Source organism: Peribacillus sp. FSL E2-0218, assembly GCF_037992945.1.
In the GTDB taxonomy this organism is placed as follows: domain Bacteria; phylum Bacillota; class Bacilli; order Bacillales; family DSM-1321; genus Peribacillus; species Peribacillus simplex_B.
The window spans coordinates 2,722,375-2,744,175 of sequence record NZ_CP150304.1 but is presented as its reverse complement, the minus strand read 5'-3'; the positions used below and the strand labels follow the sequence as shown (position 1 = coordinate 2,744,175).

21 protein-coding genes and 1 pseudogene are annotated in these 21,801 nt (G+C 42.6%); 16 read left to right on the top strand and 6 right to left on the bottom strand.

Annotation, left to right across the window (positions count from 1 at the left end; translation table 11 throughout):
• Positions 1-5: 5 nt before the first annotated feature.
• Positions 6-467 carry a hypothetical protein gene (locus MHI53_RS13180; RefSeq protein ID WP_340371482.1) on the top strand — a complete coding sequence of 154 codons (462 nt, stop codon included), beginning with the start codon at positions 6-8 and terminating at the stop codon, positions 465-467.
• Positions 460-1,512 carry an alpha/beta fold hydrolase gene (locus MHI53_RS13175; protein WP_340371481.1) on the top strand — a complete coding sequence of 351 codons (1,053 nt, stop codon included), beginning with the start codon at positions 460-462 and terminating at the stop codon, positions 1,510-1,512. Before MHI53_RS13180 ends, MHI53_RS13175 begins: the two co-directional genes overlap by 8 nt.
• A 145-nt stretch (positions 1,513-1,657) precedes the next feature.
• Here the strand turns inward: MHI53_RS13175 and MHI53_RS13170 are convergent, their stop codons facing one another.
• Complete coding sequence (locus tag MHI53_RS13170; RefSeq protein WP_155645335.1) at positions 1,658-2,257, bottom strand: nitroreductase family protein; 600 nt, start codon at positions 2,255-2,257, stop codon at positions 1,658-1,660.
• A gap of 230 nt (positions 2,258-2,487) precedes the next feature.
• Here MHI53_RS13170 and MHI53_RS13165 point away from each other — a divergent pair, with 230 nt between their 5' ends.
• From MHI53_RS13165 to MHI53_RS13150, 4 genes are read left to right on the top strand one after another with little or no spacing between them, the layout of a single operon-like run.
• Positions 2,488-3,465 carry a ring-cleaving dioxygenase gene (locus MHI53_RS13165; RefSeq protein WP_340371480.1) on the top strand — a complete coding sequence of 326 codons (978 nt, stop codon included), beginning with the start codon at positions 2,488-2,490 and terminating at the stop codon, positions 3,463-3,465.
• A 24-nt stretch (positions 3,466-3,489) separates the two neighbouring features.
• Entirely contained in the window at positions 3,490-4,440 is a 951-nt protein-coding gene (locus MHI53_RS13160) for a ring-cleaving dioxygenase (RefSeq protein ID WP_340371479.1), read from the top strand.
• Positions 4,437-5,045, top strand: coding sequence for an alpha/beta hydrolase (locus tag MHI53_RS13155; protein WP_340371478.1), 609 nt, complete (start codon positions 4,437-4,439; stop codon positions 5,043-5,045). The genes MHI53_RS13160 and MHI53_RS13155 overlap by 4 nt, the downstream gene beginning before the upstream one ends.
• Positions 5,046-5,066: 21 nt before the next feature.
• On the top strand, positions 5,067-5,675 hold the full coding sequence (locus MHI53_RS13150) for a flavin reductase family protein (protein ID WP_061140301.1): 609 nt from the start codon (positions 5,067-5,069) through the stop codon (positions 5,673-5,675).
• A gap of 212 nt (positions 5,676-5,887) precedes the next feature.
• Here the strand turns inward: MHI53_RS13150 and MHI53_RS13145 are convergent, their stop codons facing one another.
• Positions 5,888-6,493 (bottom strand): hypothetical protein, encoded by a 606-nt coding sequence (locus MHI53_RS13145; protein WP_340371477.1) that lies wholly within the window; start codon positions 6,491-6,493, stop codon positions 5,888-5,890.
• Positions 6,494-6,639: 146 nt separating this feature from the next.
• Between MHI53_RS13145 and MHI53_RS13140 the strand changes: the two genes are divergently transcribed.
• The 5 genes from MHI53_RS13140 (at position 6,640) to MHI53_RS13120 (ending at position 11,477) form a co-directional block, all read left to right on the top strand.
• On the top strand, positions 6,640-7,083 hold the full coding sequence (locus MHI53_RS13140; protein ID WP_340371476.1) for an SRPBCC family protein: 444 nt from the start codon (positions 6,640-6,642) through the stop codon (positions 7,081-7,083).
• A 166-nt stretch (positions 7,084-7,249) separates the two neighbouring features.
• On the top strand, positions 7,250-7,513 hold the full coding sequence (locus MHI53_RS13135) for a metal-sensitive transcriptional regulator (protein WP_053346459.1): 264 nt from the start codon (positions 7,250-7,252) through the stop codon (positions 7,511-7,513).
• Positions 7,514-7,709: 196 nt separating this feature from the next.
• Positions 7,710-9,167: a cardiolipin synthase gene (cls, locus tag MHI53_RS13130; protein WP_061140299.1), complete on the top strand. Its 1,458-nt coding sequence runs from the start codon at positions 7,710-7,712 to the stop codon at positions 9,165-9,167.
• Positions 9,168-9,247: 80 nt separating this feature from the next.
• Complete coding sequence (locus MHI53_RS13125) at positions 9,248-9,997, top strand: (S)-benzoin forming benzil reductase (protein WP_061140298.1); 750 nt, start codon at positions 9,248-9,250, stop codon at positions 9,995-9,997.
• Between the two features lie 217 nt (positions 9,998-10,214).
• Positions 10,215-11,477, top strand: a complete 1,263-nt coding sequence (locus MHI53_RS13120; protein WP_340371475.1) for a LysM peptidoglycan-binding domain-containing protein — start codon at positions 10,215-10,217, stop codon at positions 11,475-11,477.
• An 85-nt stretch (positions 11,478-11,562) separates the two neighbouring features.
• On the opposite strand, the gene MHI53_RS13115 is transcribed toward MHI53_RS13120, so the two are convergent.
• Positions 11,563-12,765 (bottom strand): MFS transporter, encoded by a 1,203-nt coding sequence (locus tag MHI53_RS13115; RefSeq protein ID WP_061140296.1) that lies wholly within the window; start codon positions 12,763-12,765, stop codon positions 11,563-11,565.
• A gap of 210 nt (positions 12,766-12,975) precedes the next feature.
• Here MHI53_RS13115 and MHI53_RS13110 point away from each other — a divergent pair, with 210 nt between their 5' ends.
• Positions 12,976-14,691, top strand: coding sequence for an ABC transporter ATP-binding protein (locus tag MHI53_RS13110; protein ID WP_061140295.1), 1,716 nt, complete (start codon positions 12,976-12,978; stop codon positions 14,689-14,691).
• A gap of 239 nt (positions 14,692-14,930) precedes the next feature.
• Here the strand turns inward: MHI53_RS13110 and MHI53_RS13105 are convergent.
• Positions 14,931-15,166, bottom strand: a pseudogene (locus tag MHI53_RS13105) (NAD(P)-dependent oxidoreductase); the annotation flags it as partial.
• An 18-nt stretch (positions 15,167-15,184) separates the two neighbouring features.
• On the opposite strand from MHI53_RS13105, the gene MHI53_RS13100 reads away from it, so the two are divergent.
• From MHI53_RS13100 to MHI53_RS13085, 4 genes are all read left to right on the top strand, one after another.
• The gene (locus tag MHI53_RS13100; RefSeq protein WP_340371474.1) at positions 15,185-15,715 is read left to right on the top strand and encodes an MFS transporter; all 531 of its coding nucleotides are present in this window, start codon (positions 15,185-15,187) and stop codon (positions 15,713-15,715) included.
• A 438-nt stretch (positions 15,716-16,153) separates the two neighbouring features.
• Entirely contained in the window at positions 16,154-17,245 is a 1,092-nt protein-coding gene (gene wecB / locus MHI53_RS13095) for a UDP-N-acetylglucosamine 2-epimerase (non-hydrolyzing) (RefSeq protein WP_340371473.1), read from the top strand.
• Positions 17,238-18,224 carry a polysaccharide biosynthesis protein gene (locus MHI53_RS13090; protein WP_061140292.1) on the top strand — a complete coding sequence of 329 codons (987 nt, stop codon included), beginning with the start codon at positions 17,238-17,240 and terminating at the stop codon, positions 18,222-18,224. Before wecB ends, MHI53_RS13090 begins: the two co-directional genes overlap by 8 nt.
• A gap of 1 nt (position 18,225) precedes the next feature.
• A complete protein-coding gene (locus tag MHI53_RS13085; protein ID WP_061140291.1) occupies positions 18,226-19,068 on the top strand; it encodes an SDR family oxidoreductase in 843 nt (280 codons plus the stop codon).
• A 297-nt stretch (positions 19,069-19,365) separates the two neighbouring features.
• Here the strand turns inward: MHI53_RS13085 and MHI53_RS13080 are convergent, their stop codons facing one another.
• Both MHI53_RS13080 and MHI53_RS13075 read right to left on the bottom strand, forming a co-directional pair.
• On the bottom strand, positions 19,366-20,280 hold the full coding sequence (locus MHI53_RS13080) for an NAD-dependent epimerase/dehydratase family protein (protein ID WP_340371472.1): 915 nt from the start codon (positions 20,278-20,280) through the stop codon (positions 19,366-19,368).
• A gap of 139 nt (positions 20,281-20,419) precedes the next feature.
• Positions 20,420-21,652 carry a glycosyltransferase family 4 protein gene (locus MHI53_RS13075; protein WP_340371471.1) on the bottom strand — a complete coding sequence of 411 codons (1,233 nt, stop codon included), beginning with the start codon at positions 21,650-21,652 and terminating at the stop codon, positions 20,420-20,422.
• Positions 21,653-21,801: the final 149 nt, after the last annotated feature.

Below are 21,801 nucleotides of genomic sequence, written 5' to 3'. Positions count from 1 at the left end.
TATATATGGCGAAAAAGACAGATTTTTATAAAGGGCTAAAATTGCTTGGATCTCAAAAAGAGCAAGAGCTGAATAGCCGCATTCAAGGCTTGCTCAATAATCGCAAATTATTGGAATCCGTAAGTGAAAACGCACAACTGCAGGTTCCGAAGATAAATAGGATGCAGGAAGCGTCAGAAAGAATGTCAATCATCATGAATTATCCTACAAAAAAAGACGTGGCAACTGTAGCCAAATTGGTCATCCAGCTAGAAGAAAAAATTGATAGGTTAGAAGAAATGCTTTCAAGCCTTGAAAAGAACGGATATGTGAAAAGCGGGAGTTCTTCATCACGGGGAAAGAAGAAGTCGAGAAGCAGCTCCGCTGAAAAGGAAGGGAGTAAAAAAAGGATATCGGATTTCATCACGGAGTCCTTGTTATTAAGTGCAAAGTTACCTGAGGGCAATGGACAGAATAATAATGTCTAAACGGAAAGTGCCGTCAAATCAAGCTGGGATCGAGCCCAAATGGAAGCATTTTTTGAATATTCCCAATCAACCTATGCCTGAAATGGGACTCACACCGAAAATTCCAGTGTGGAAAAAAAATAAATCCACACTATGGCACTATCCATCGGCACAAAAAAAATATGATGTGCCGGTTTTTCTCATTTATTCATTGATTAATACTCCCTTAATCCTTGATTTGTCTCCAGGGAATAGTTTAATAGAGTCTTTCGTTAATGAAGGGTTCGACGTATATTTACTTGATTTTGGAAGTCCGGGATTTGAGGATGGAGAAATATCGATAGAAGATTATATCGTCGATTATATTCAAAACGGAGTAAAGCGTGCTTTGCACCATTCAGGGGCAACAGAAATTACCGTAATGGGGTTTTGTCTCGGTGGCACGATATCGGCCATTTATGCAGCCATTGCAGACGAGCCAATCAAGAATTTAATCCTCTCCGTTACCCCGATCGATTTCAGCGCCTCGCAATTTTTCGACCAGTGGCAAGAAGCCATGAAAGAAGGCACTGCGGATTTCGACGAGACGATCGATATATATCAAACGATTCCGGCCAGTGCTGTTAAATATGGAATTCGCTTAATTACCTCACCCGTCTATCTATCACCTTATTTATCCTTGCTGAATCAAGCAGATGACGAGAAATATGTACAAAATTGGCGCCGTTTCAATGCCTGGGCCAATGGACATGTGCCATTATCGGGAGCCGCCGCAAAACAGATAACCAAGGATTTTTTGATAAAGAACCGCTTGGTCAATGGCGGATTCAAGGTACGGGGGAAAAAAGCGAAGTTATCGAAAATCAATGCCAATGTATTGGTCATTGCTAGTAAGTATGATCGTTTGGTCCCCCAAGAAATGATTCATCCGGTCATGGACCATTTAACTTGTAAAGATAAGACATATAAAGTATTAAAAAGTGGACATGCATCCAAGCAATATGCGGGGAGTTTACCATCTTATTTAAAGGATTGGCTGCCTAAGCGTTCTTCGCCCATACAATAAGATCTGTATAGGGGATGCGATAGGGAACGCAGCGGACAAAATAGGGAAGTCCATGCCATTCCCAAGATCTAGTGCGACAATCCTGGATTGTTAGTCGACATCATATTAAGGGGCTGGCTCGGCATATCGAGCCAGCCCAAAATCATTATTGATAATACTTCACTCGTTCATCTATTGGGTTGAATGCTTTATCACCAGGTTCCGCAGTAGCCTTACCAAAGGGCATCTGGGCAATGAGCTTCCAATGTGGGGAAATGTCCCATGTCTTTCTCACTTCATCGTCAATTAACGGATTGTAATGCTGAAGACTCGCACCAAAGCCCTCGATTTCCAATGAAGTCCACACAACAAACTGTAAAATGCCTGATGATTGGTTCGACCAAATCGGAAAGTTTTCGGAATATGTTTTGAATTGATCTTGGAGTCTTTCAATAATAACCTGGTCTTCAAAGAATAAAACAGTACCATAGCCATTCTTGAATGATTGAATTTTTTCCTCCGTTTTGCCAAAGTCCTTTTCACCGACGGCCTTTCGTAATGACTCTTTCGTAATATCCCATACCAGGTCATGGTTTTGACCGGTTAAAACAACCAGCCTGGCGCTTTGGGAGTTGAAGGCGGAAGGGGAATATTGAACGGCATGGTCGATCACTTCTTTAATCCGATTATGAGGGACAACCTTTTCCTTGCTAAGAGAATAAAAAGAGCGCCTATCTTCAATTGCGTTATAAAAATCCTTAGTCAAATAGCACACCTCCATCATCTATACCGACCTTATTTTGACCTGAATTCATTTTTTTATGATACGGGTGGTAGGAAAGGTTGACAAATGGGCTTTCATCAATTATCTTTAAATCAAGATATTTTTATTAAAGGTATTTATGGTTGGTTTAATATCTCGAATTCGAGATAAAATATTAGCGTTAATTTTTCTTGGTTAAGGAAAGATTGATAATAAAGATAGGAGTGATATGGATGGAACTAAAGGGATTGCACCATGTTTCGGCCATTACAGCAAAAGCGGGAAACAATTTTGAATTCTACACGAAAGTGTTGGGAATGAGATTAATAAAAAAAACGGTGAATCAGGATGATATAAATGTGTATCACTTATTTTATGGCGATCAAATCGGGTCACCGGGTACGGAACTGACATTTTTTGAAATTCCCCATGCTGCACGGACGCATGAAGGAAATAATAGCATTTCGGAAATCTCTTTACGAGTGAGTAATGATGAAGCACTCGAATTTTGGGAAAACCGTTTCATTGAGTACGAGGTAGATCATGATGAAGTAACGACCCGCTTTCGGCGACGGGTCCTGCCATTTAAAGATCCGGAAGGCCAGAGGCTTCTTCTTGTATCCGATCAGGAAAATAGGGGCGTCGAAGGTGGAATCCCTTGGGAGGGAAGCCCTATTCCCCACGAGTATTTCATTCTTGGTCTGGGACCAGTCAAACTTACCGTACCAAATATTGAACGGACAGAAGCTGTTTTAACTGAATTGCTTGGGTTCAGGAAATCAGGCACATATCCGTCGCCTATAAGCGGACAAAATCCGATTGTCGTTTACGAGACAAGTGAGGGTGGAACAGGAGCGGAAATCCATATAGAAGAAAGGACGGATATCCCCCGCGAACGATTAGGTAGGGGCGGAGTGCACCATGTCGCTTTTAGGGTCGATAATGAAGAAGAATTGAGAAATTGGATAGCAAAAATCAACGAATCCAAATTCGCGAATTCGGGATATGTGGACCGCTTTTATTTCCGCTCCCTTTATTTTAGGGAGCCGAATGGCATATTATTTGAATTGGCAACCGATGGCCCCGGATTTGCAACGGATGAAACGGAGCAGCATCTAGGTGAAACCCTTGCTTTACCCCCTTTTCTGGAATCGAAAAGAAAAGAAATTGAATCTAAGCTAAAACCGCTGAATACAAAGTCTACCAATTAATCTCACGGAAAGGGAGGTATCGGCATGATTAAGCAAACGGATGGAATCCATCATATTACCGCAATTGTTGGTGATCCCCAAGAAAATGTTGATTTTTATGCTGGAATATTAGGATTAAGGATGGTGAAAAAAACCGTCAATTTTGATGATCCAGGGACCTATCATTTATATTTTGGAGATGAGTCGGGTTCCCCAGGCTCCATCATCACATTCTTCCCCTGGCCTGCAGCCTATAAAGGGCAAGTCGGATCTGGTCAAGTCGGGACTACCACGTATGTCGTTCCTGAGCATTCGATGGCTTTTTGGGAAAGGCGATTGGATAAATTCAACATAGATTATGAAAAAACGAGCCGGTTCGGCGAGGATTATATGAAATTTCAAGATCCACACGGATTACAACTTGAACTGGTTGAACGTAAGGAAGGGAAAATGAACCGGTGGTCCTTTGGCGGGGTCCCATCTGACAAGGCTGTCAAAGGCTTCGGCGGTGCCGTTTTATTGTCAGCAAATCCGACCAAGACGATGGAATTATTGGAGCATGTGATGGGCCTGCAGAAAGTGGGGGAAGAGGGGGACTACATCCGTTTCAAAGCCGTTTCGGACATCGGTAATTTAATCGATGTGAGGAAAACGGTCTTGCCAACTGGTAAAATGGGAGTTGGAGTGGTTCATCATATTGCATGGCGGGCGAGTGATTCTACTGATCATAAAGATTGGAGACTGCATATCGGAAACCATGGGTACGTGGTGACGCCATTTAAAGACAGGCAATACTTCGATGCCATTTATTTTCGGGAAGACGGAGGGGTGCTTTTTGAAGTTGCCACAGATCCCCCCGGATTCGCCAACGATGAAACGAAGGAAACGATGGGCAGTAAATTGATGCTGCCCCCTTGGCTTGAAAAAAAGCGGGAGCACATGGAAAAAACGCTGCTGCCGGCAGTAACGCGAGTATTGGAGGAGGATAAATCATGAAACATATTTATCAAAAAGGAAGTAATGTAGAGGCACCGGTGCTTTTGCTTTTACATGGTACAGGCGGAACGGAAACGGACCTCCTGCCATTAGCGGAAATGGTTTCACCTGGTTCTTCGGTATTGAGCGTACGTGGAAATGTGCTTGAAAATGGAATGCCCCGTTTCTTTCGACGGTTATCTGAAGGGGTTTTTGATGAAGAAGATTTAATCCTTCGTACAAAGGAACTTTATGATTACTTGGAATGGGCGTCACAAGAGTATGATTTTGATAAAAACAAGGTAGTGGCATTAGGCTATTCCAATGGTGCCAATATAGCTGCAAGTTTGATGTTCCATTACAAAGGGGCTTTGCAGGGGGCGATCCTTCATCACCCGATGGTCCCAAGGCGGGGGATTGCCTTGCCGCCCCTTTCTGATACGCCTGTCTTTATCGCTGCTGGGAATAACGATCCAATCTGCCCGGCAGCAGAAACGAACGAACTTACCCGGATTCTAGAGGCAGCAGGCGCCAAGGTGGATAATCACTGGGAAAACTTCGGTCATCAGTTGACGCGCTCAGAGGTTGAGGCAGCAGGCTCATGGTTTCATAGAAACTTTTTATAAGATTGGTAAGGGGGGAAATAAATGATCTCCGTAAATCCTGAAAGCTTAACCGAGAGGGAAAACTATAAGTTTTTGACAGGAAGTATCATTCCGAGACCTATAGCCCTTGTTTTGACAAAATCTGTGAATGGGACGGTCAATATAGCTCCCTTCAGTTTTTTTAATATTGTCAGTTCCAATCCTCCGATGATTTCCATTTCGGTGCAACGGAAAGAAGGAATTTCCAAGGATACAGCGAGAAATGCCATCCAAACAGGAGAATTCGTCGTTCATATCACCGATGAAGAAAATGTTGCGGAAGCTAATCGAACGGCCAAGGAACTTCCGCCTGAAGAAAGCGAGCTTGCATTGACCAATTTCACAACCACTGAAAGTGATGTCGTATCCGTACCAGGGTTACTTGAAGCGAAAGTCCGGTTTGAATGCAAATTGGAAAAAGCCATACCGTTAGCAGGCACACCGGAAAAACCGGGTTGTGATTTATTGATTGGGAAAATAGTCCGCTACCATATAGGGCAAGAGATTTACCATAATGGCCGGATTGACCCAATTGGACTGAAGCCTGTAGCCAGATTGGCAGGCCAGACCTACACAAAACTGGGCGAATTATTTGAGATCGTTCGTCCCTAAGTCCATATAAAGGTATCGGAAGGGGATCCATTCCGATACCTTTTTTTGGGACGATTCCTATGGCCGGATGTCACCCATCATTTCCGCCACACATACAGTGGAGATTCGACAAAGCAAAAATCAGTTTCATAGAAAACGCCTTGTTCCCTTTTCCGGTTGGATTATTGTCCGACGGAATATCTTGTTTTCGTTAATGAAGGGGAAGCGGGAGGTCATTCAATTCTAATGATGATAAGGGAAGGGGATGTATATGTGGCAGTTCCCGAACCAGTGGATGTACTCCTGAATTTGAGCGTGACGGTATCGTTGCTGTTCATTGATCTGATGACGCTCTTACTAACCGTTCCAGACTGGGCCAACGTCGCCGCTACGCCTGAAAAGTTTGTAATGGAATAGGTACTGAAGCTAGTCGGATCTTCCGTGCCGTTTATGTTCAGGGCAACATCCACAATCCTGCTTGAACCAGCAATCAAAGTAGATAGGACTGAAAATCCCAGGCTTATGTTATAGTGAATCAAATATGTGCCGGACGCTGCCACCGTTATGGTGTTTGCAAGTAAATTGACAGTTGTATTCAATAGTGGACCAGAAGAAGTAAAATCAACTACTGAATCAGCAGTTACAGGGCCGGCGGAACTCGATCCGTAAACGGAGCCATACGCCAAAGCGCCGGGTGCGTTTATTCCGACAGGCCCGATCGGCCCGTTGAATGCTTGCTTAGTCAGCTCATATTGACTGACAGCATGTTCTGATGGATCTGCATTTTCATCGTTGCTTTCGAAAGAGCTGGATCTATCTTTTGACATATCATTTTCCATTGCGGCGTTCCTTTCAAAATGTTCTTTATAGCATGATATGTAGTAAAATGGAAATGTACTGGACGCTCCCCGTAATACGGTTCTGGTCTGCCTGATCCAGGCATACAGTAAAAGGATGGAAGGAAAATGATTAAGGGGGTACTGCTTTGTCGGAAGGAATGCATAGTATCATTTTACCAGTGTCAATCGAAAACGTATGGGGATTTGTCAGTGTCATAGATCGATGGGCACCCCTTGTCCCCGGTTATATCAATCACGAGATGATGGATGATGAAACACTCATATGGGAGTTTAAAGGCGACCTGGGATTGATGAAAAAGAAAATTAAGCTTGAAGTGAATATATTGGAATGGAACGAACCGGACAAGGTGACATTCAAACTTAAGGGACTAAATGAAAAATTTGATGGGTATGGCTATTTTTTAGCTGAAAAATATGGAATGGCAGAAACTAAAATGACAGGCTGCCTCGCCATTGTCGCAAAAGGAGCAAAAGCCCCAATTGCCAATGCCTTGCTCAAAACCTATGTTCCTCAAATGACAATCGAGTTTTCCGAGGCTATCGCACAAAATCTCCTCCTGCATAAATAGTTATACATATCGACTATAGATGCTATAGGCACTTGACAATCATACCTAGGGGATATGTATTATAAATTGTAACAATTTTATTAAGCTTCATTTTAAGCGGAAGCCGCTAGGGGATGAAGCCGGCTAAAAATGATAAGCTATAGGTATGGCAGGAGGTAGGCCTCACATGGAATATGAAAAGCAAATGAAAAATAGAGTGAAGCGAATCGAAGGACAGCTTCGCGGGATATTGAAAATGATGGAAGAAAATAAAGATTGCCGGGATGTTGTAACGCAGCTATCCGCGACTAGATCTGCAATCGACCGGACAATCGGGGTTATCGTAAGCTCCAATCTTGTAGAATGTGTCCGCGAGGCTAATGAAACGGGAGAAAAGAACCCCGAGGAGCTCGTTAAGGAAGCCGTCAATTTGCTGGTGAAAAGCAGATAGGCCGTTTTGCCCTTCTTTTATAATGGCAACCTGAACAGGATGGACGGTCAATTATTTAATAAGTGGATGTTGGGCCTCTGAAGGAAGAGGCCCTTTTTTGCGAATTCTCTGTTTTCCTTTTCTAATAAGCAAATCCTTTGATATAAAGAATTTGCATGTTATCCTTAAAGGGATAAAATTTGAGTGAGGGTATGCTATGGAATTTACGCATGTTACATCAGTTTTGCTCGGCCTCGTAATCATTCTTAATATATTATTCGCAACGATCGTTATATTTTTTGAAAGAAGAGAAGCGAGCACGACCTGGGCCTGGTTATTGGTGTTATATTTTCTGCCTGTAGTTGGTTTTATTTTATATCTTCTTTTTGGCACTAGCTTAAGACATGCCCATTTATTCCAATGGGAGGATAAAAAGAAGATTGGGATCGAAGAAATATTGGATAAACAGATGGAGGAACTTTCAACGGAGAATTTTCCGTTTCGGAATACGTCATCTAGTCATTATCGGGATTTGATCTATATGCATCTGAGGAACAATGATGCCGTTCTGACTGAAGATAACAGGGTGGACATATTTACGGAAGGAAAAAAGAAGTTTGAACAGCTTTTTAAAGATATTGAAGCGGCCGAAAACCATATTCATGTACAATATTACATCATTCAAAGGGACGGTCTTGGTAAACGGTTCCTTGAAGCTTTGACTAAAAAGGCTAATGAAGGCGTCAAAGTCCGCTTGCTATATGATGAGTTGGGGTCAAGGGGAATGACAAAAAGCTTTTTCAAGGAATTTAGGCAGGCTGGCGGCCGAGTCGAAGCATTTTTTCCTTCCAAGTTGAAGTTTATTAATTTACGCCTGAACTTCCGTAACCATCGAAAGCTCGTCATCATTGATGGAAAGGTAGGGTATGTTGGCGGATTCAATGTCGGGGATGAATATTTGGGACTTAATCCGAAATTCGGTTACTGGCGTGATACTCATCTTCGCATAATGGGATCTGCCGTCAAAGCCATTCAAACGCGTTTTATCCTGGACTGGAATCAAGCTTCCAAAAACCATGATATCATTTATCAACCTCATTATTTTCCTACTTTAGAACCTCAAGGCAATATAGATTTGCAAATCGTGACGAGTGGGCCGGATTCCGAATGGGAACAAATCAAGAATGGCTATATTAAATTAATTTCTTCAGCAAAGAAATCAATTCTCATTCAAACCCCTTACTTCATACCGGATGCAAGTTTATTGGATGCACTTAGAATTGCCAGCTTGTCAGGATTGGATGTTAAAATCATGATACCGAATAAACCTGATCACCTTTTCGTTTATTGGGCAACAACATACAATGCAGGGCAATTATTAAGGGCGGGAGCCAAGGTTTATATCTACGATAACGGCTTCATCCATGCAAAGATGATCGTGGTGGACGAGGAGGTTTCTTCTGTTGGGACGGCGAACATAGATGTCCGAAGCTTTAAATTGAATTTTGAAGTCAATGCCTTCATTTACGATGAAGGAATGGCGGAAACGCTGACCAGGTTTTTTTATAAGGATGTCAAAGTCTGCAGGCAGCTTACTATTGAAGAATTTGAAAAACGATCGAAATGGATCCGCTTTAAAGAATCGATTGCAAGGCTGCTTTCACCTATTTTATAATCATTAAATGAAGCGGTCCTGACAATAGGGGCCGCTTTTTTTGATACAATGATGGTGTCGAAAAAGAAGGGGGATATATCATGAAAACTTTTATCATAACAGGAGCATCAAAAGGATTAGGGGCTGCCATTGCCAAGCGAGTTTTGGGCTCAAGCGATCGATGCATTTTGATATCTCGTACGAAAGATCCCGAGTGGGAGGAGGTGGCTAGCCAATCGGGGACGAAATTCACTTTCCTGCCGATGGACTTAAAGGAAACGGAAAAGCTCAGTTCGTTAGTCCGGGACATGCTCATGGAAGTTGATGCAAAAAGTGATATATATTTCATTAATAATGCTGGTGTCATTGACCCAATCAAGCCGATTGGAAATCTAGGCCAAGAATCCTTGGAAACGAGCATGAGAGTTAACTTCATGGCACCCGCCGTCTTGACTGATGAATTCATTAAGCAAACAAAGGATTCCGACAGGAAGAAGGTAGTGGTCAACATCTCATCAGGAGCCGCAAAAAATCCTTACCATGGCTGGGCCGCCTATTGCAGTACGAAGGCAGGACTCGAAATGTTCACAAGGGTGGCAGGTTTGGAACAAGGTAAAGCACCTTTCCCTGCGTCTCTCATTTCTTTCTCTCCTGGTGTAATGGATACGGATATGCAGGGAACGATCCGGTCAGCAGATGAGCAAGACTTTGCCGATCGGGACAAATTTCATGAATATAAAGACCAGGGGATGCTGAGGAGCCCTGAATTGGTAGCTGAAAAACTGTTGCAGCTACTTGAAGCAGGAGATTTGGATAATGGGAAGTTCTATGATATTAAAGATTTGCTTTGAAGGCTGAAAGGATGAATGGAACGGGAAGCAGGTGAATTACATGGGGGCATCCTTTTGGATTGCCTCCTTTTTTGATGAGATTTGCTTATTGGCAAGGTAAAGTCGCTTTTGATGGAACAGGCTGAGGCGATATTCGTCTCCGTGAATTTGTGAGAATCCGTTCTATCCAAATGCCTGAATATCATAAACTTCTTGAAGGGAGTTTGGAGGGGTGTAAATGACGATCATTGTTGTGGAAAAAGGTGATAGTCTTTGGGGAATTGCCGAGAAAAATCAAGTTACCCCGTCGCGGATAATGGAAGTCAATGGATTGGAATCAACTGCTTTGGTTCCTGGCCTGGCGTTGTATATACCGGATGCAGCCGTCGCAAATCGAAAATATATCATAAAAAGCATGGATACACTTTCAATGGTTGCCCGTCGTTTCGGCACGAGTGCAGCATCCATCATCAAAGCCAATCCAGGCATTGTCGCAAACTCTTTAAGGGTAGGCACGGAAATTTTGGTTCCGTCGCCTTATAAAAACCAATTGATCACGCTTGGCTTTGCCTTTCCGACTTCAGGAGGAGCGGTGTTCGAGACTCTTGAAGAGCATGGTGATAAATTAACTTATTTAGCGATTGTGGCTTATTCCTTTACGAGGGAGGGAAATGCTTACGTTGAAGGCGATGATCGACCGCTTATCGTGAAATGCAAGCAATCAGGGGTGACGCCGCTGTTGATGCTTCGCAATTTTCAAAACGGTGATTTTGATGCCGATTTAGCAGGAGATGTCCTCGCAAGTTCAGGATCCAGGCGGAATTTAATCAATAGTTTGCTTAATTTCGTCAGGCAGAGGGAATATGGGGGAGTCAGTATGGATATCGAATTCATTCCTCCCGCTAGACGTTTCGATTATGTCCAATTTTTAAAGGAGTTAAAGGAAGAGTTGAACGAACTGACTTTACATGTGAACGTGCATGCAAAAACGGCAGATAACCCTGACAATCGCATTGTCGGGGGGCATGATTATCGGGGGATTGGGGAGGCAGCTGATCTTGTGGCAATCATGACGATTGATTATGGGTACCCAACTGGTCCGCCGGAACCGATTTCCCCGCTTTGGTGGATGGGCGAGGTTCTCCGGTATGCGTTGACGAATATACCTGAATATAAATTGCAGTCGGCATTCCCCATGTATGGGTATGACTGGATCATCCCAACTCATGAGACAAAAGCCTTATCGGCTCAAAGTGCCCAAAATTTGTCGATTGCAATGGGAGCCGAAATCTATTTTGATACGACAGCGGCTTCCCCTACCTATTCGTATTGGAGAGAAGATGCGAAACATGTCGTTTGGTATGAAGATATCCGTTCGATTAGTGCAAAATACGAAATGATTGATGCTTATGAACTGATTGGTGCCACGTATTGGCAAATCGGTTTGGCATTTCCGCAAAATTGGGCGTTTTTGGATCAGAACATTATGATTATAAAATAGCATGATTATGTGAAGGAATAGTGGGCGTTTTATCAACAAACTGAAAGGAGCCTTAAACAAGGCTCCTTTTCCGATATGTGGTGCTTTAAGACTCTTTCCTGCCCAGTTCCTTTCTTTTTAGAAGGGCATAAAGAAAGGCTAGGAACACGATTGCGGAAGAAAATTGAAACGTCGTTTGGACACCATATGTTTCCGTTATATATCCTAATAATAAGACAGAGCCGGCGAATGTAAGGTTGATTACCGCTCCCCAAACGGCATGAATTTTGGCTAACGTCTTTTCCGATGCGTGATCTTGGAACAGCTTGGTGTAGATTACATCGCGAATTTGTTCTGGGAATCCGTACAGACATGCAAACAACAAAGCCAATGCAGGCATCGTTGTCGATCCGAAAAACAGGATCAGCAAGGAATTGAGTAAAAGCCCGATGATAATGAAGTCACGGGTATGCTTTTCAATGAATCTGGCAAAACGGATGACGATCAATCCACTGAGGATCATGCCGATGAAGTAGCTTGTGTTAATGTATCCCCACCATTCCTCACTTAATTGCAAGTTCTGTTCAACATATACATATATCACGGCAGCCACCCAAACGCTTGAAGCTAAAGATGTTATGAAATCAAGCGAAATGAGGGTGCGGATGGTTCGGATTTGACGAATCGCCATCCATCCGGATGTAATCGAATCCCAGCTGGATGGATGGGTGTGGACTGTAGTCAGTTCCTCATGAACTTCCATTTTCACAGCAAGGCCCGTTGATGCGGCAAATAAGATGACCGTAAACCAAATGATGAACTGGCTGTTCGTATTGATTAATAAAACGGAACCAAGTGGCCATCCTGCTACAAAGATGGTCTGCGTGAGTACATTCAGGAAACCATTCGCTTTCATCCGTTCTTTTGCCGGGACCAATTGCGGAACCAAAGCTGCACTCACTGGGGCAGCGACACCATCCAATAATGAGATCGAAGCAATGAAGCATATGACGACAATGGCAGAACCGTGACTGAAATGAAGGGTGATTCCCATGATAACGAGCAGGATGGTCTTCCACCATTGCGATTGGACAAGGATCTTTTTTAATGGGAACCTGTCGATAACGAGTGGCGCAAGCAAACTGCTGATAAACCGGAAAATCGTTGTGGTGAACGGAAGCAAACTCAAATAAAAGGCAGATCCCGTCATGGCATATATGAGTGAAATCAACCCGACTACATAAAATATATCACCGAGATTTGCAAATGCTTGCCCGACCCATAGGAAGCGAAACGATCTATTTTTCATGAATACCATCCTTATAAGATTTTTTTAGTGTAATAGAATGGTTGTAATCGTTACATTGGATTCACTCCTTGATTTGTTTTCCATGGGTCGGGCCGGTTTGGTTTTATACAGATGATTTTACCATATTTCATCTACATGAAACCGTAATGCTTGCCGAATATCCAATATCGAATTATACTCCTTAGTATATGTATAAAAGGAGAAAATTTGATGATTCGACGTTTTGCTTCATATTATCTGCCGCATAAGCGGTTATTCATTATCGACTTTTTCAGTGCAGTCGTTGTTGCTGTACTTGAACTCGCATTCCCTCTCGCGGTTCAGTGGTTTATAGATACGCTGCTGCCTGGCGATGACTGGTCTGCAATTGTTACTGTAAGTGCAGGTTTATTGCTGATTTATATCATTAGTACCTTCCTGCAATTCATTGTAGGATATTGGGGTCACAAACTAGGCATAAATATTGAGACGGATATGCGTGAGGAATTATTCCAACATGTGCAAAAGCAATCTTTTCGTTTCTTTGACAACACGAAAACCGGCCATATCATGAGCCGTATCACCAATGACCTGTTCGATATCGGGGAACTTGCCCACCATGGTCCTGAAGATTTATTCATTGCCTTCATGACCTTTGTCGGTGCCTTTTGGATCATGCTGACCATCAATGTGAAACTGGCACTCGTATCTGTTTGTATATTGCCGCTCCTCGTTTTATTAATTGTCATAAGCAATTTAAAGATGAATAAAGCGTGGAAGCAAATGTATACAGAGGTTGCCGATGTCAATGCCCGTGTCGAGGATAGTGTCTCAGGAGTGAGGGTCGTTCAATCCTTCACGAATGAAGCATATGAAATGGACAGGTTTTCAACGAATAATCGCAAGTTCCGCAAAGCGAAGCTCGTTGGATATAAAGTGATGTCGTTCAGCTTATCAGGCATATACATGATGACGAGATTCATGACCCTGGCCGTATTGGTGATGGGTGCTTGGTTAACCTACCATGGGCAGCTTTCTAACGGGGAATTAGTGGCTTTCGTATTATATGTCAACGTGTTATTCAAGCCAATCGACAAAATCAGTGCTTTGATGGAGCTTTATCCAAAAGGGATGGCAGGTTTCAAGCGATTTACTGAACTGCTTGACGTCGCTCCGGATGTAGTGGATAAAAGTGATGCCATCGCAGTCAATTCCCTTTTGGGGGATATAGCTTTTAAACAGGTATCGTTTAATTATGAAGACAAAAAGCCTGTATTAAAAGGTATCGATTTAACGATAAATGCTGGGGAAACCATCGCATTTGTAGGTCCGTCAGGGGCAGGGAAAACGACGATTTGTTCATTGATCCCCCGATTTTACGATGTGAATGCGGGCTCCATTTCCATTGATGGAATCGATATCCGGGAAATGACGAAAAAGTCGTTGCGGTCCCAAATTGGGATTGTCCAGCAGGATGTATTCCTTTTTACAGGTACATTAAAGGAAAATATCGCTTATGGAATGCTTGATGCGACGGATGAAAAAATTCATGAAGCTGCCCGTAAGGCCCATTTGGAAGCTTTCATCGGAGGACTTCCAGATGGTTATGAGACTCAAATCGGGGAACGTGGCCTGAAGCTATCGGGAGGACAGAAACAAAGGATTGCGATAGCGAGGATGTTCTTGAAAAATCCGCCAATATTGATTCTCGATGAAGCAACCTCCGCCCTTGATACGGAGACGGAAAGAATCATTCAGCAGGCCCTTACGGAACTTGCCGAAAACCGGACGACATTGATCATTGCGCACCGATTGGCAACCATTCGGAACGCTGACAAAATCATCGTGGTTACGGAAGAAGGTATTGCCGAAGAGGGAAGTCATGATGATTTGCTTAAGAAGGGCGGCATTTTTGCCAATCTTCATGAATTACAATTTCAAAAATGATTGCCAAACCAATCCCTGGAGATTGATGGCGCTTATGCAATCTCCTTAAACAGTAGTATGATGGTGCACAAAACGGACTTGGATAAATGCCAAGTGCGTTCAGTTTGTAGACAAAAGAGATCCGGCATTATTAAATCTCGAACTTCTTTTGAACCTAACGTTCAACCCCATTAACTGCAAAGGGAAACATGCGACATAAAGAGGGCTCTTCCACATTTTTGGTGGAAGGGCCCTTTTCTTTATTGTGCTTCTCCCACAAGAGTGAATCTTTGATTGACGTGTTTTGGATTCTCAATCTCATCTACAACGGCAATCGCGTAGTCAGCATAGCTGATATAGCTATTTCCTTGACTGTTACGATGACATGATTTTTTCCTACTTGGTAAGAACCTGTGCGTTTTCCTTTTGGATCGAAGAATGAAGCAGGACTAATGTATGTCCATGTGATGTCTTCTCTATTTTCTAGCTCAACCAATCCCAAGTCCTATTACCGATGTATGGACAAGGACCACTTGGATTTGAGGCGAAAACAGTTGGATTGCTTTTATTGCCAGGAGCCTTGTTGAATGGTGCTTTATCACCGAAAATTGGGATATTATTCGATAAGTATGGCCCAAGAAGGATGATCATTCCTGGTACAGTCCTATTGATTGTGACCATGATCATCTACAGTACCATTTCATTCTCTATACCAGCCTGGGCATTTATCCTGGTCTATATGGCATTGATGTTGGCGATCGCAACCATTATGATGCCGTCTCAAACAGGAGCTCTCAACCAATTGCCGCCTCACTTATATCCGCATGGAACAGCCATGTCGAATACGTTACAACCGATGGCAGGTGCTTTAGGGGTTTCCACGCATGGCCGGACAAGCTTCTTGGAGCAAGCAGGGGTGACGCCTACAAAAGGATTGTTAAACGAAGCGATGATATGTGGTTTCCATCATGCGTATGGGTTCGCACTTGCTTTATGTTGCATCGTTTTTGTGACAGCCGTATCCCTTAAAAAGAAAACAGCCTAACAAGGACAACCTGCTATCACGATATGAACTGCCCCCCGTTGTACAACGTTATCGACGATGCAGAACAATAGATCGAAAAAAAAGCACTGCCTAAATGTTAAACCATAGGGGAGTGGAGTTGGCTTGCAAGACTCCTGTGTTAAAACGCGTCCAATGGAGTGCCTTGGACACCCTTATAAAAAGACTCTAGACAAGCTGTATTACAATAAGCTTGTCTAGAGCATGAAAGGACTTGGAGATACTCCTAGTCCTTTTTGGGCGGGGAACGATCATTCAACGCATCTTGGGCCATGGACGGAAGTGGCGTTGAAAAGCCGCTAATTGCTTAAATAGAGGCTTAAATCTAATAGGTTAGCCTATATCAATAGGATTTGAGGTGCATACAATAAAGGGTAGACGGAGAGGACACATACTAGAAAAGAGTAAGGAGTGCAAATCGTGAAAGTAATGACCATATTAGGGACTCGGCCTGAAATCATCAGATTAAGTCTCATTATAAAGAAATTGGATCAGTATGCCGATTCACATATACTCGTACACACCGGGCAGAATTTCACCTCATCCTTAAGTGAGATTTTCTTCCAACAGCTTCAGGTAAGGAAGCCTGATTATGTCTTGCTGAATCAACAGAAAACCCTCGGCGAACAATTAGCTGCCATTTTCAAGGATTTGGAAACCATCCTTTTAAATGAAAAGCCGGATAAAGTATTGGTGTTGGGGGATACGAACTCCGGGCTCAGCTCCATTCTAGCGGAAAGACTGGGAATACCGGTCATTCATATGGAAGCTGGAAACCGTTGCTTTGATCTTGAAGTACCAGAGGAGAAAAACCGACGGATCATCGATGCCGTTTCAAGCTTGAATTTACCTTACACACCTCAAAGTAAGGAGAATCTGTTGAAAGAAGGTATTCCAAGTAAAAGGATCTATTTATCGGGAAACCCGATTCATGAGGTCTTGAACCACTTCGATAATGAGATTGAGCAAAGCTTTATTTTGGACAAAATCAACTTGGAAAAAGAGGATTATTTCCTCGTAACTATCCATCGTGCGGAAAATGTTGATCATGAAGACCGTTTGCTTGAAATCATGAAGGGCATTAATTTAGTTGCCGAAACGTATCAAAAAAGAGTCATTTGCAGTTTACATCCCCGGACAAAATCCCGCATAGAACGCAGTCCCCAATTAGATGTACACCCGCTGATAGAATTTCACGAGCCCTTCGGTTTCTTTGACTTCGTGAAGCTTGAGAAAAATGCCTATTGTGTATTGACCGACAGTGGTACCGTCCAAGAAGAATGTTGTTTATTCCATGTTCCTGCCGTTACCATCCGGAAAACGACTGAAAGGCCGGAAACGATTGAGTCTGGCAGTAATATGTTATCGGGGATAAATGCTAAACAAATCCTCAATTGTGTGAACATTATGGTTAACCAACAAAAAGACTGGTCTTTTCCAGAAGGGTACGACCATAAAAACGTGTCAGATAAAGTCCTTAAAATTATACTGGGAGGCCATGAAATTGATTAAGAATCGTAAAATTTTAGTAACAGGCGGTACAGGCTCGTGGGGATATGAATTGGTTCGTCAATTATTGGATTTCGAACCAAGTGAAATCCGGATTTTCTCCAGAAATGAATCGAACCAATTCACGATGAAACAGGAATTCGATAATAATCCAAAGCTGCAATTCATCATTGGCGACGTAAAAGAAAAGGAAGCATTGGTGGAGGCATGCCAAGGCGTCGATTATATTTTCCATTTGGCAGCTTTAAAGCATGTGCCTGTATGTGAAGATCAACCGATCGAAGCGCTAAAAACGAATGTGATAGGAACACAGAATGTAATAGAAGCAGCCATTAGCTGTAATGTACATTCGGTCGTGAACATTTCCACCGACAAAGCATCCAATCCATCCAATTTTTATGGTCTTTCAAAAGCTATGGCGGAAAGATTGATCATCCACGCGAATACGTTAAACACGAAAACCAGATTCGTATGTATCCGCGGCGGCAATGTTTTAGGAACCAACGGAAGCGTCATTCACGTCTTCAAAAAGCAAATTAAAGAAAAAGGGAAAATCGGAATAACCGACTTGAATATGACCAGGTTCTTTTTGACCATTCAAGAAGCGATAAAATTAGTATTCAAAGCAACGTTTGAAAGTGTCGGCGGAGAAATATTCGTGATGAAGATGCCTTCCTGTAAAATCATCGACCTTGCTGAAGTGTTGATCGAAGCATCGAAAAAGACAGATGTGGAAGTCGAGGTCCTGGGTATACGTCCGGGTGAAAAGCTCCATGAAATCCTGCTTTCGGAATATGAAAGCACGACGGCCATTGCCTATGATGATGAATATTATGTCATCCTTCCAGCCATCCACATCAAGGGGATAAAGGAGCATTACGCCCAATACCAGCCTGTTAGTTTGGAAGATTATAACTCTGCCACAGGGTTGATCGATAAATCAAAAATCAAGGAAATGTTAAAGAATGGGGGCTTCATTTAACATGAAGGTACTAGTACTTGGTGGACAAGGAATGGCAGGCCATGTAATAAAAGACTATTTCACTCAGGACTCCAAGTATCAGGTAACATATACGACGCGGGATCCGAATGATGTGAAGGGATTGTATTTGGATGTAACCGACGTAACGAGTCTTGAAGATGTAATGGATAAGGTAAAACCGGACATTACGATAAATTGCATCGGCATTTTAAATGATCATGCAAGTGATAATACAAAACTAGCTTTTCAGGTTAACAGTGTATTTCCGCATCAGCTTGTTAAGCTGACTGAACGCAATAATGGGAAATTGATTCATATTAGTACGGATTGTGTCTTTTCAGGTTCAACAGGAGATTATACGGAGAAGGATACACCTGATAGTTCCACCATTTATGGTCAATCCAAACACTTGGGTGAAATAATAAGTGAAAAACATTTGACCATCCGTACCTCCATTATTGGACCGGAGTTAAAGGAAGACGGAATTGGTTTATTTCTTTGGTTCATGAAGCAAAAAGGTGAGATCAAGGGATTCGAAAAAGTGTTTTGGAATGGGGTGACAACGCTCGAACTGGCCAAGGTTCTGGATAGGATGATTCAACAGAAGATTACTGGATTATATCATCTTGGGTCAGATGAAAAAATCTCTAAGGCCGCTCTATTAAAATTGCTGCAGCAAATTTTTCAAAAAACCGATGTCGAAATCATTCCTGATTCATCCATGCATTTAGATCGATCCATAAAGAATACAAGAATTGATTTTCAATATAAAATGCCTACGTACCAAGAGATGTTAGCGGAATTGAAAAAATGGATGGAGAATAAACCCGGACAAAAGTTTTGAATAAATTATCATGCCATTCAATTAAGATTGGACTCGGTATGTAACTATCTCTTTGTACAGGAAACTTACCATTTAATAGGGCGAGTCAAAAAACTCCGTCCTATTAAATGGTATCCACTTTTTTGGTGATGATAAAGGTGGATGAATCAAGTTTCCTGGCGGGGGGGCAACTAAAATGTAAGCGCTGTCATTATTGCGTTAGTTCCTGCTTAGGGTTTTTTTATAAGAAAGAAGGGTTAAGTCATGGATTCCCTTAACCCGAAGAATCATCGATAGTTCTTGAGAATTTCCAGGTACCTACCGTTTACTAGAGAAAGAATAGGTTTCGGATAACCCTTGAAAGATAGCTGTCTTTGGATACCAATTCAGCGATTGCCGGGCTTTCCTGTTATCGAGGCAGCTGTGCTTGATATCTCCAGTCCTTCCGACTGAATGAAGGGTTTCCACGGCAGAGCCATGTATTTGCGTAAGCATACTCAACAGTTGGTTTACTGATGTTTTCTGTGCCGTACTGACCTGGATGGTTTCTTGATTGCCGTGATTAACCGAAGCGGTATTTGCTCTGACTATATCCTTCACATAGATAAAATCCCGGGTTTGTTCACCATCACCGTGTATGCGTAAAGGCAGCCCTTTTTTTATCCTTTCTAAAAAGACAGCGACGACTCCGCCTTCACCCTTTGCCGTCTGTCTAGGACCATACACATTTCCATAACGGAGAATCGTATACTCGAGACCATATAGCCCATGAAATAAACGGATATAAGCTTCCGCCGCTAACTTGGATAGACCATAATAAGAAACCGGTCCGGTCGGGTCACTTTCTGAGATCAAGTCCTTCTGTAAATTCCCATAGACTCCTGAAGTGGAAGAGAAAATCAGCTTCCTTACAGAAGCTTCCTGACATGCCTTGAGCATATTGATCGTTCCGTTGATATTAACATCAGCATCATACTGGGGATCGAGGATGGAGCGAGCCACATCTGCCTGTGCTGCCAGATGGAAGACCACGTCAGGCTTTACCTTCATGATCGTTTGAGCAGCTTCCTTGCTGCGTATATCTTCAGTATGGATGACGGCATTGGGATGTACATGATCGATGTGTCCGGATATCATATTATCCAATACATGTACCTCGGCACCATTCAAGATAAGTTCTTCCACAAGATGGGAACCGATGAACCCCGCTCCGCCAGTCACGATAGCCTTCATGCATCATACCCCTTTTATCTGTTTTTAGTATTGTATGTCAGCTGATTCAGATTGGCTTAAGCTGTTACCTAGCGTTCTTTAGGAAAAAAGCTACAGAAAGATGCTGAGATTTTAATTGCCGGTCAGCATCTTTTTGTAGCTAGTGATTATTTCCCTTTTGGGATAATGCATGTTCGTATACACTCAGCACATTTTGTACCGCTTTATCTGGCGACCAATGATCCAATCCCCACGTCAGGGCATTTACTCCAAGATTGTTGCGATAGGAATCATGTTCCAATAAATATTCAATATGGGTGGATAGCATCTGCTCATCCCCGGCAGGTGATAATACTCCCGTGATTCCATGATCAATGATTTCAGGAATTCCTCCAACATCACTGGCAATGACAGCCATTCCGGAGATTTGCGCTTCTATTACCGACAAAGGTTGATTTTCCATCAAAGTAGGCAGTACAAAGATATCCGAAATGGATAATAAATAAGGAATATCATCCCGTCTGCCTAAAAAGACCACATCATCTTCCAAACGAAGAGCTTTCGTTTTATTTTTCAGCTCCGTTTCCATCGGGCCGTCCCCGGCAATCCAGCAAACCCAATCGGTTCTGGATTTTTTTAATCGAGATAGTGCATTTAATAAATGATGAACTCCTTTGAACTCACTCAGCCGGCCTGTATAAATAAGTACTTTCTTCTTTTCAGGTCGTTCGATTTCGGTTTTTTCATCCACCCGTTTCAAGAAGGCCTCGGTATCATAGCCATAATGAAAAACACTCAGCTGTTCTTTCGGAACGTTAAATTCATCAGTCAATACATCCCTCATCCATTCATTCGCCACTATCGTATGGTCAGCAGAAGTCGCCCCATCATATTCCAATTGATCAAAATGATCACGGCCTTCTTTTGCAATGCTTTGTTTAGGGACTTTGGAGCTATAGTAAGCACTCCTAAGTTCATGGGCAACACAACCGTGAAGCGTAGCGACGAGCGCTGTTTTTTTCGCTCTGATCCGATTAATGCAGACAGTTGAAAAGATATCTTGCGTATGAATGACATCATATTTATCCAGTCCTAAATAATCGGCACCCAGCTGAAAGAAATCACACCGAGTTTCGTAATAGTGGATGATTGGATCAGGATGAGTGGGAGAATTATGCTGTTTCATGTATCGCAAAACCTCTTCGGAAAGCAATTCATCCATATCTATCCTGCGGTTTTCGTTAATGATGTGGACATATTCATGATTTTCACCGTAGCTAAGAAAGTCGACCTCATGTCCTAATGTTACAAGCTTATCCTTTAATTGCTGCATATAATTCCAGACACCGCCAACATGTGGCGTGACCCAAAAAGTGGCAAGTAATATTTTCATGGCAATCTCCCCTTTGTTCATATTATTGAATGATCGAGCGTTATGTAACTCGTTATGAGCATTCGTGAAAAATGGGCTGTCAAGAGCCAACACATTATGTAGCTAGTTTAGGGGGCAAATAGAAAAAAAGAAATATATAAGGACGGGTA